This window comes from Anaerotruncus massiliensis (ex Togo et al. 2026) (assembly GCF_030825285.1).
Taxonomy (GTDB): domain Bacteria; phylum Bacillota; class Clostridia; order Oscillospirales; family Ruminococcaceae; genus Anaerotruncus; species Anaerotruncus massiliensis.
The window spans coordinates 16,061-22,592 of the sequence record NZ_JAPJQF010000044.1 but is presented as its reverse complement, the minus strand read 5'-3'; the positions used below and the strand labels follow the sequence as shown (position 1 = coordinate 22,592).

General features: G+C 58.5%; 8 protein-coding genes. 5 read left to right on the top strand and 3 right to left on the bottom strand.

The genetic code is table 11. The features are described from left to right. The first annotated feature begins 230 nt into the window (after positions 1–230). Positions 231–755 (top strand): hypothetical protein, encoded by a 525-nt coding sequence (locus tag RCI06_RS11365; RefSeq protein ID WP_306576157.1) that lies wholly within the window; start codon positions 231–233, stop codon positions 753–755. A 406-nt stretch (positions 756–1,161) separates the two neighbouring features. Here RCI06_RS11365 and RCI06_RS11360 read toward each other — a convergent pair whose 3' ends face one another. The 3 genes from RCI06_RS11360 to RCI06_RS11350 all read right to left on the bottom strand — a co-directional run bounded on the left by RCI06_RS11360 (position 1,162) and on the right by RCI06_RS11350 (position 2,661). Further along, complete coding sequence (locus tag RCI06_RS11360) at positions 1,162–1,440, bottom strand: zinc-ribbon domain containing protein (RefSeq protein WP_101549517.1); 279 nt, start codon at positions 1,438–1,440, stop codon at positions 1,162–1,164. Between the two features lie 106 nt (positions 1,441–1,546). Next, positions 1,547–2,101 carry a chromate transporter gene (locus RCI06_RS11355; RefSeq protein WP_121587500.1) on the bottom strand — a complete coding sequence of 185 codons (555 nt, stop codon included), beginning with the start codon at positions 2,099–2,101 and terminating at the stop codon, positions 1,547–1,549. Further along, positions 2,098–2,661, bottom strand: coding sequence for a chromate transporter (locus RCI06_RS11350; RefSeq protein WP_256152738.1), 564 nt, complete (start codon positions 2,659–2,661; stop codon positions 2,098–2,100). Before RCI06_RS11350 ends, RCI06_RS11355 begins: the two co-directional genes overlap by 4 nt. A gap of 108 nt (positions 2,662–2,769) precedes the next feature. Between RCI06_RS11350 and RCI06_RS11345 the strand changes: the two genes are divergently transcribed. The 4 genes from RCI06_RS11345 to RCI06_RS11330 all read left to right on the top strand — a co-directional run bounded on the left by RCI06_RS11345 (position 2,770) and on the right by RCI06_RS11330 (position 6,374). After that, positions 2,770–3,645: a LysR family transcriptional regulator gene (locus RCI06_RS11345; protein WP_306576156.1), complete on the top strand. Its 876-nt coding sequence runs from the start codon at positions 2,770–2,772 to the stop codon at positions 3,643–3,645. A gap of 99 nt (positions 3,646–3,744) precedes the next feature. Beyond that, positions 3,745–4,431, top strand: a complete 687-nt coding sequence (locus RCI06_RS11340) for a manganese catalase family protein (protein WP_306576155.1) — start codon at positions 3,745–3,747, stop codon at positions 4,429–4,431. Positions 4,432–4,569: 138 nt separating this feature from the next. Continuing rightward, a complete protein-coding gene (locus RCI06_RS11335) occupies positions 4,570–5,541 on the top strand; it encodes a hypothetical protein (RefSeq protein WP_306576154.1) in 972 nt (323 codons plus the stop codon). Further along, positions 5,538–6,374, top strand: a complete 837-nt coding sequence (locus RCI06_RS11330; protein WP_306576153.1) for a radical SAM protein — start codon at positions 5,538–5,540, stop codon at positions 6,372–6,374. Before RCI06_RS11335 ends, RCI06_RS11330 begins: the two co-directional genes overlap by 4 nt. Positions 6,375–6,532: the final 158 nt, after the last annotated feature.

The following is a 6,532-nucleotide window of genomic DNA, read 5'->3' as shown; positions in this document are numbered from 1 at the left end:
TTGTCAGCAGCCCCCGTTTCGTGGTCTGCGTGTAGTTCCTTGTAAACTGACCTAATGAAGAATTTGTGGACTGGTCTTTTACAGTAGACGAGGACATGACGATCATCATGCGGGCATTCGCTCCTACCCGGGGCCCGGACTGCTCCGTAGAATTCCAGGCGGGCGCGTTCGGCAGCCTGCGGCCCGCCGACGGCGGACCGCTCGTCCGGATCGTTTCCGGAGGGGCCATGATGAGCCAGCCTCTCGCGCAGACCCTGGATATCGGGGTTCCCGAGCCGGTGGCGGATGCAGACTATCATTTCGTCGGCTGGAACTTGGAAATTGAATACATGTCGGGACCCTCCAGAATGTCGGCGCCGGTCGAGACGAGCCACGCCGAAGAGCGGCTTTTTTTCCTGTCGCAGGTGGATCCGGCGGCCTATGTTCCCGTATGGCCGTTGGACAACTATTATATCTCTAAGCTCACCTTCACCGCCATGTTTGCCCACGACCCGGCATCCGACCCCGGCGGGGACGATCCCGCCCCGAATCCGGGCGGCGGGGGCGGCGGAGGCGGTTCCGCCCCGAAGCCGCCCGAGCGTCTCCTCAAGCCGCTCGATCCGAAGCCGTTGGAAGATCCGGAGCCGCTGAAGACGATCGTCATCGAGGAAAACCCGATCCCGCTGACGGGGGACGGCTCCCTGCCCGGGCTCGCGCTGCTGGCGCTGGCCGTCTCCGGATGCGGAATCCTCCTTTCCCGGCGCAGAAGGCCGTAGCGGGAGGCCGCGCAAAACAGCACAAGAGCCGTATGGGCGTTTGCCCATACGGCTCTTGTGCGTGTGATCGGGCGGGGCGCCGCCGAAGAAAAACGGCGCGCGGATGCCTATCCCTTGACGCGGGCGAGGCGCAGCCCCAGCTTCTCCGCGAGCGCAAAGACGATTTCATCGCCGAACAGGGAGGCCAGCGTGGGGAATATCTGTATCAAAAAAGCTCTCATAGCGGCTCCTTTCTGAAAACGGGTTCCATCGAATTGCTTTCAGTATACGGGCGGTTTGTGGCGCTGGTATGGAAAAACCGGCAACAATCCGAGAAAAAACGGTGAACGGACGATGAACCCGCGCGGGGAAAAGCGCCGGGACAAAAAAAGTGTGCCCCCGAAGGGGCACACTTAAGAGCGACTGGTTACCTTCTATTCGAGAAGCACTCACTGCAATAAACAGGGCGGTCGCCGCGCGGCTCGAAGGGGACCCGGCAGGTTTTTCCGCACTCGGAGCAGACCGTCTCAAACATCTGGCGCTCGGAATTGCCGCCGCGCGCATTTCCTTTTCTGGCATCGCGGCAGGGCTTGCAGCGCTGCGGCTCGTTGGTGAATCCTTTTTCGGCGTAGAATTCCTGCTCGCTCGCAGTGAACTGAAATTCGTTTCCGCAGTCTTTGCAAATGAGTGTTTTGTCGTTGTACATGAGATACCTCTTTAAAAATATTATGCTAGTTGACAAGCATTAACTTAGTATACGTCAAAAACGCGAAAAAGTCAATGGGCAAATGCGGACGGACCAGAAATTTCCGTCAATAGAGGAACAAGCCCAGCACGCCGGTGACCGCCATCAGCAGGACGGGGTTCAGCTTCCACCTGCGCAGGGCGAAAAGGGAGGCGGCGAACACCGCCAGCGCGGCCCAGTCGGGCATCGCGCCGGGCGCAGGGGCGCCGGTCCCGAAAAAGGCGAGCAGCAGGATGGTGCCCGCCGCCGACATGATCAGCCCCAGCGAGGCCGCCTTGAGCCCGCCGAGCACCTCGAACACATATACGGACCTCCGGTAGCGGCGGAAGAACGCATACAGGACCAGGGAGAGCGCCACGCCGCACAGCACGCAGCCCACGGTGGCGGCGACGGCCCCGGGGACGCCCGCGATCTGCAGGCCTACAAAGGTGGAGGTATTGACGGCCAGCGGCCCCGGCGTCATCTGCGAAATGGTGATGATGTCGGTAAAGACCTTTTCGCTCACCCACCCCGCCCGCTCCACCACCTGCTCCTGGATCAGGGGGATGATCGCGTAGCCGCCGCCGATGCTGAGCGCGCCGATCTTGAAAAAGGTATAGAACAGCGTCCAGATCCGGTTCACCGGCGCGCCCTCCTTTTCAGCAGCACCCGTCCCACGCAGAGCAGGCAGCTCGCGGCAAGGATCAGGGCCACGTTGACATTCAGTACGAAGCTGGCCAGAAAGGCGCACGGGATCATGGCGGTCAACAGCGGCGAGCGTTCCTTGAGCAGCATGCGGCACATGTCGATGATCAAATCCACAATCAGCGCGGCCACGCCCGCCTGCATGCCCTTGAGGACCGCGGCGATCACCGCGTTGGCCGCGAAGGCCGCGTAAAAGGCGGAGACCAGCCCCAAAATGGCGAGCGGGGGCAGGATGGCGGCGATACAGCTGAGGACGGCCCCGCCCAAGCCCGCCGTGCGGAAGCCCGCCAGCGCGGAGAGGTTGATGGCGATCGCGCCCGGCGTGGACTGTGCCACGGCCGCCATGCTCACGAGCTCCTCCTCGGTGAAGCACCGCCTGCGCTCCACGAAATAACGGCGGATCATGGGGACCACCACATAGCCGCCGCCAAAGGTGAACGTGCTGATGAACAGGTTGACGCCCAACAGCCAGAGGTAGGGCTTTTTTGTTTTCTCCAAGTTTGCACTCCCTTTCCATACCCTATGATTATAGGACTGGAAAACCGATCTGTAAAATGATATAATTGTATGGATCACATTAATTCAATTCATGTCAGGGGGAACGTGATGAACCTGCGGCATTTGGAAATTCTGGAGGCGGTCGCGCGGGCGGGCACCTTTACCGGGGCGGCGCAAAAGCTGTTCCTCACCCAGTCGGCGGTTTCCCACGCCGTGGCGGAGCTGGAGCGGCAGGCGGGCGCGCCGCTCTTCGACCGGATGCCGCGCGGCGTGCGCCTGACGCCCTGCGGGACGCTGCTTTTGGAGGAGGCACGGGGGATCCTGGCCGCCTGCCGCGAGCTGGAGGGGCGGCTTGCCGGCCTGGAGGAGGAAGCGCCCGTAAAGCTGGTGTCCAGCATCACGATCGCCTCCTTCCCGCTGCCGGAGATCCTGCTGCGGGTGCGGGAAATACTGCCCGGGCTGCAGGTGCAGGTGCGGGTGGTGAGCGCGGCCAGCGCCGTTGAAATCCTGCAGAGCGGGGAAGCGGACCTGGCGCTGATCGAGGGCGCCGAGCCAAAGGGGATCTTTCGCAGCGAGCCCTTCGGATCCTACCAGTTGTGGGCGGCCTGCGCCCCCGGCTTCCCGCTGCCCGCGGAGCCGCTGACGCCGCGGGAGCTGTGCGCCGCGCCGCTGCTGCTGCGGGAGCGGGGAAGCGCGATCCGCGACACGCTGGACAGCACGCTCTTTCTCGCCAACCAGACGGCGCGCCCCCTGTGGGAGAGCGTGAACTCCACAGCGCTGATCCAGGCCGCCCAGGCGGGTCTGGGGATCACCGTCCTGCCGGACCTGCTGCTGGCGGAGCCGGTCGCGCAAAAACGGCTGCGGGTGGTTGCGCTGGACGGCGTCGACATGCGCAACGAGATGCTGGCGGTGCGCAACAGGAACCAGCGCCCTTCGCGCGGCCTGCGGGTGCTGCTGGATGCCGTCGGCGGAATCACGGCGTAAAAAAAGGGAGACGATTTTCGTCTCCCTCTTTTGCATTTTGAAGGATGATTCGGACAATCCGGGAAATAATATTCCAAAAAGTTTGGAGGAGGCATCCCAATGTTCAAACATGAAAAAATGTTGTTCCATCCGGTACGGGTCGAAAAACCCAACCCGCAATACGCCGTCCTGCTGCAGGAGCAGCTGGGCGGGGCCAACGGCGAGCTGAAATCGGCCATGCAGTATATGTCGCAGAGCTTCCGCATCAAGGACGCGGCGATCAAGGACCTCTTTATGGATATCGCGGCGGAGGAGCTCAGCCACATGGAGATGGTGGCGACGACGATCAACATGCTCAACGGCCACGACGTCGACAGCCAGCAGGTCGCGGCGGGCGAGATCCAGAGCCATGTCCTGCTCGGACTCAACCCGGGGCTCACCAACGCGTCGGGCTATTCCTGGGTGGCCGACTATGTCACGGTCACGGGGGACCTGTGCGCCGACCTGCTTTCCAACATCGCGTCGGAGCAGCGCGCCAAGGTGGTCTACGAATATCTCCACCGGCAGATCGAGGATAAGCACGTCCGCGAAACCATCGACTTCCTCCTCAACCGCGAGGAGGCGCATAACGCCCTCTTCCGCGAGGCGTTCAACCGCGTGCAGGATTCCGGCTCGAATCGGGATTTCGGCGTCACGGAGGACTCCCGCCTCTATTTCAATCTCTCGACGCCTTCCCCGGCCAACGGCTTCGGTGACACAAAGGCCGCGCCGCCCAGCTTCAACAACCCGAATACGCGTCCTTCGTAGCGCGGCAGCCGCTCCACTATCATGTGTTGAATTGCCAAGATGCATTGTCGATTGATGGGAAACTATGCTATAATATAATAGTAATATTCCCATGATAGGTCTTTGCGTCGAAGATTCAACCATGATAGGAGGAGCTCTATGCTGCGGCAGGTCGTTTTACAGCCCTGCGCCGACCCGGAAGCGCAGGCCAATTACCAGCACACCATCCGGAACTTTGTGATGGCCCGGGATATCGAGCCATATTTGGCGCCTGCAGAAAAGGATGCGGTGGCTAAACTGTATCCCGATGGCCGGTTGCACGTCTGGGGAGTAAAGGATGGGATTGACGGTACGATCCACCGCCTCTGGAATAAAATCCGTTCCGGGGATATCGTCTTTTTCTCATGGAAGAGTGTGCTGCACAGCAAAGCGGCCATCACGCTGACGTTTCAAAGCGACGCGCTGTCCGAGTTTCTCTGGAATGACAAGGCGTTTCACAATATTTATCTTTTAGACGATTTGCAGTCCGTTGATATCTCTTATAAAATGTTTAACAGGGCTGCCGGATATAAAGAAAATAATATTCTTCGCGGATTCCGAGTGTTGGATGAGAAACGCAGCGAATCCATATTGGAGTTTTTTTCCTATGATTGCGAAACCGAGCCATCCGTGGAGGAAATCAGCAGGGAAGAATGCTCCGAAGCGATTCGAAATTTGTGGAATCAGGAAACTCTGGACAAGACTGCAAAGCGGACGGAACGAAAGGAACAGGTCCTTCTGCGCCGTCTTCTGTTTGGGAAAAAGCGTGAGGAAACCTGTGCGTTTTGTGGGAAAAAATATCCGGTCGAGTTCCTGACGGCGGCGCATATCAAACGCCGCGCGGATTGTACGCTGGAGGAGCGGAAAGATGTTCCGTCCATAGTGATGCCCGCCTGCAGGTTTGGCTGCGACGAACTGTACGAGCGGGGATACCTGTTGGTCTTTGATGGCAAAATTGTTCTCAACGATCAAAAATGGATACCGGATTCGATACGCGAATATGTCGCTCCGATCGCCGGCCGCCTGTGTTCCTGCTGGAGCGACGCAACAAAGGGCTATTTTGAAGCCCACAATAAAAAGTTTGGGAGATGAAAGAGTATAAAAACTTCCTGAAGACTGTAGCAGGGAACGAAGGGGGCAAATGCCGATATCCAACCCGCTTGGACACCTACGGCTGCGGTTGCGCCCATGACTGCCGCTACTGCTATGCAAAGTCACTGCTGCAGTTTCGCGGTTTGTGGCACCCCGAAGACCCGCATGTGGCGAATCTGGGTAGGATCGAGCGCAAAATTGCTGCTTTACCGCGTGGCACAGTGGTTCGAATGGGTGGCATGACGGATTGCCTGCAGCCCTGTGAAGAACGGTATCGGGTAACTTATGAGACTATTCGTCTTCTCAATCGATACCAAGTTCACTATCTGCTCGTGACAAAATCGGATCTGATTGCTTCGGACAAATATGTGGCGATCCTTGATCCGGCTTTGGCACACATCCAGATTACGGTTACCAGCACGGACGACGACTTGTCGTGCCGTTATGAAACAGCCTGCCCTCCCACGCGCAGAATAGCGGCGATTGAAAAGTTGGAGGCCGAAGGGTTTGACGTCCAGCTGCGCCTGAGCCCGTTCCTTCCGGATTACGTGGATTTCGGGCGCCTCAGTCAGGTTCGCTGCCATAAGATTCTAGTGGAGTTCCTCCGCGTCAATTCATGGATCAAGGGATGGTTTACTGGGTTAGATGTTTCGAAGTACACCCACACGGAACACGGTTACGCCCATCTTCCTTTGAAAGAAAAAATTCGGTTGCTGGATCGGGTTTCCGGATTTCGGGATATCAGTGTCTGTGAAGACTGCACGGAAGCTTATGCCTACTGGAAAAAGTATGTTAATGCAAATGCTCTGGACTGCTGTAACCTGCGGTTTTAAGTAAATAAGCCTAAGAGAATAAGATATGAAGAGGAGGCGGCGTTCCCATATTAATTGGGACCGCCCCTCCCTTTTAGATTTCGGTGTGACCCGGGGGGCCCCCGGGCGCAGTGGGAAAAACAGTATGACAAACACGGAAAATATAGGGTACAAATTGG